Source organism: Komagataeibacter kakiaceti JCM 25156 (assembly GCF_000613305.1).
The window spans coordinates 1-3229 of record NZ_BAIO01000265.1; the positions used below are offsets into that span (position 1 = coordinate 1).

4 protein-coding genes are annotated in these 3229 nt (G+C 60.0%); all 4 read left to right on the forward strand.

Annotated elements, in window-relative coordinates:
• Window positions 1-165 precede the first annotated feature (165 nt).
• The gene (locus JCM25156_RS11980) at window positions 166-330 is read left to right on the forward strand and encodes a hypothetical protein (RefSeq protein ID WP_206777867.1); all 165 of its coding nucleotides are present in this window, start codon (window positions 166-168) and stop codon (window positions 328-330) included.
• 103 nt (window positions 331-433) lie between these two features.
• Window positions 434-1894: a TonB-dependent receptor plug domain-containing protein gene (locus tag JCM25156_RS31130; protein WP_242402624.1), complete on the forward strand. Its 1461-nt coding sequence runs from the start codon at window positions 434-436 to the stop codon at window positions 1892-1894.
• A 35-nt stretch (window positions 1895-1929) separates the two neighbouring features.
• The gene (locus JCM25156_RS31135) at window positions 1930-2742 is read left to right on the forward strand and encodes a TonB-dependent receptor domain-containing protein (protein WP_242402625.1); all 813 of its coding nucleotides are present in this window, start codon (window positions 1930-1932) and stop codon (window positions 2740-2742) included.
• 70 nt (window positions 2743-2812) lie between these two features.
• Window positions 2813-3229, forward strand: a 417-nt coding sequence (locus JCM25156_RS23970; RefSeq protein ID WP_199898860.1) for an MFS transporter, incomplete at its 3' end; no start/stop codon positions are given.

Consider the following 3229-nt stretch of genomic DNA (forward strand, 5'->3'; position numbering starts at 1 on the left):
TGGGGCTGGTCTGCGCCTCGGTCGCGACCGTAACGGCGGCGGGTCATTCCATCCCTGGCGCTGTCTGTCGCGCTGATCTGCCTGGCGCTTTTTTCCGGCGGGATCGCCATGACCTGCGGCTGGGCGCTCGGGGCGGTCATCGTGACCGAAGACCGCGTGGCGACCATGGAATCCATTCAGAATACAGGGGGCTCCCTTGGGGGCGCGCTCGCGCCCGCCCTGACCGGGATGATCGCCGATCACTTCGGATCGTTTGTCCCGTCCCTGCTTGTTGCTGGCGCCATCGGCTTTCTGTGCGCCGGAATTTATCGGTACGGCCTGAACGAATAGTTCAGGCGCCCTTCGGAACATTCACGCCCATATCCACCCGTCCGGGTGCAGGCAAAGGATATAAACCATGGACTTCCGGAAAAATCTGGCACGTTCGACACTAATGGCCACCGTAGCAGCCTTTGCACCCTATCACGCATGGGCGGCCGATGCATCGCCGCCAGAACATGCCACCCATTCCCCTGACACAACAAAGACGCAGGCCACGCGGGCGCAGCGTGTTCTCAGGCATCAGGCCAGCGAGACGATTTCGGTTTTCGGCCATGGGTCAACCCGGCAGATGACAAGTGTCACCCGGACCATGATGGAACAGAGCGTACCCGGCACTTCCCCCATGAAGGTGCTGAACCAGTTGCCGGGCATCGTGTACCAGTCGGCCGATCCGTTCGGGGCGTATGAGTATTCAAGCTCGCTGTACATGCGTGGCTTTTCACAGAACCAGATCGGTTTTACGCTGGATGACATTCCGTTGGGCGACCAGCAGTTCAACAACTATAACGGCCTGAGCATCACGCGCGCGATTACGACCGACAACGTGGGCGGCGCCGATGTATCGCAGGGCGCAGGCGCGGTGGACGTGGCGTCCAACAGCAATCTGGGCGGCGCCATCCAGTTCCATTCCCTCGATCCCTCCCATACCCGTGGCGGCACGGTGGAACAGACATTCGGCAGCAACCAGACATTCCGCACTTTCGCCCGCATCAACAGCGGGGATCTGAACAGCAGCGGCACACGCTTTTACGCATCCTACGCCCGCACGGACATGAACCTGTGGAAGGGTGGGGGCTACGACTATTCCGATCAGGTCAACGCCAAGATCGTGCAGCCGCTGGCCAATGGTTCATCCATCAAGGCGTTTTTCGACTGGAGTTCGACCCAGCAGTTCGATTACCAGGACATGACCCAGAATTACCTGAGCACGATCGGCCCGAAACTTTCCAACTATTACCCGAACTATACGGCGGCCTATCAGGCGGCGCAGGGCATCTATCCCACGCAGTACCAGAAATCCAACGATCCGTATGACGCCGCCTATTACGCGGGCACGGCCAACCGCGTGGATTACTTTGGCGGGATTACGCTTGATGAAAACCTGTCATCGCACCTGAACTGGAAAACGACGGTTTATGGCCATGGGGACAGTGGCTACAGCACATGGACCACGCCCTACATGCCATCGCCCAACGGCGCGCCGCTGTCGCAGCGTGTGCAGGATCCGGGCATCCAGCGTGGTGGTTTCCTCTCGGCCGTGACCTATGGCATCGCCCGGCACAAGATCAATGCCGGTGTCTGGTATGAATATGGCCGCTTTACCGAGGGACGCTCCTTTGCCGAAGCGCCGCTTCTGGGGCAGGGAACGCTGGGCAACCCGACGGATGGCTACCCCTCCAACGTGTTCGCCACGCCATGGCAGGAAATCTTCCATAGCAATACCTTTACATTCCACCTGCAGGACACGTTTCAGGTCATGAAGAACCTGAAGATCAACGCGGGCTTCAAATCCATGATTGTCTCGGCGGGCAATACCGTGCCGACCAGAACGTCGCGGCGAACGGGGGGCTGATCGCGCAGGGCAACCTGACGGCGGCGGACGCCTTCCTGCCGCAGGTTTCCGCCGCATGGCGCTTCCAGCCGCATCATGAGCTGTTCTTCGATGTATCGAAGAACATGCGCACCTATCCCGAGGATGGCTTCACCACCAACGTCTCCGCCACTCCATGGACGGAAACCCAGAGCGCGTTCCAGTCCACCAAGAACCGGTTGCGCCCGGAAAAGGACTGGGTTTACGAACTGGGTTACCGCTACACCACGCCCATGCTCAGCGGGTTGGTCTCGCTCTATCGGGTCAATTTCTCCAACCGCCTGCAACTGATCACATCCAACCACGGGATCAACCCGCAGACCGCGATCAGCAATGTCGGCGGTGTCACCACCAACGGGGCGGAAGCCAGCTTTACCGTGCGCCCGACAGATGGCCTGTCGATCTACAACTCCTTTTCCTACGCCCATTCCACCTATGACCAGAATGTCGTGACCACGGGCGGGATCGAGCCGACACGCGGCAAGCTCATACCGAACTATCCCACGTTCATGTACAAGGGCAGCATTTCCTATTCCTGGCGTCACTTCAAGGCGAACCTGGATGGTAACTACATCTCCAGCCGCCAGTTGACCTATACGAACGATGCCCATGTGCCCGGCTACTTCCTGGCCAATTTCGGCATGCATTACAACTTCGGGGACTACAAGTTCCTCAAGGGCATCAACGCCAGCTTCAATGTCTACAACCTGTTCAACAAGACCTATGTCGCAACCACCAATGAACTGGGGAATACATTTACGGCGGGCTACAATTACTTCCTGATGGGCGCGCCACGGCAGTTCTTTGGCACGATCAGCACCAATTTCTGATCCATCCGGCCGGCCTGCCCCCGGCGCGACCGGGGCGGGCGGACATCCCACCCGAGGTAAGGACAAGCCCGTGCAGACGCCCCCCGCGCGACATCGTAACCTGATTATGGCGGCTTCCGTCGGCAACCTTCTGGAATGGTACGATTTTACGGTTTACGCCCTGTTCGCCCGCTATATCGGGGAGGCGGTCTTCCGTTCCGCCGATGGTTTTTCCCAACTGGCGCAGAGCCTGCTGGTTTTTGGCCTGGGCACGGTGGCCCGCCCCCTGGGCGCGTTCGTGCTGGGGCTTTACGCGGACCGGCACGGGCGCAGGAAGGCGCTGTCGGTCACATGCGTTCTCATGGGGATGGGCGCGGCGCTGATCGCCCTTGACCCGCCCTATGCCCGCATTGGCCGGCTGTCCATTATGGTGCTGTGCTGCGCGCGGCTGTTGCAGGGGATCTGCGCGGGGGGCGAAATCGGCAGCGCCACGGCCTTTCTCAATGAA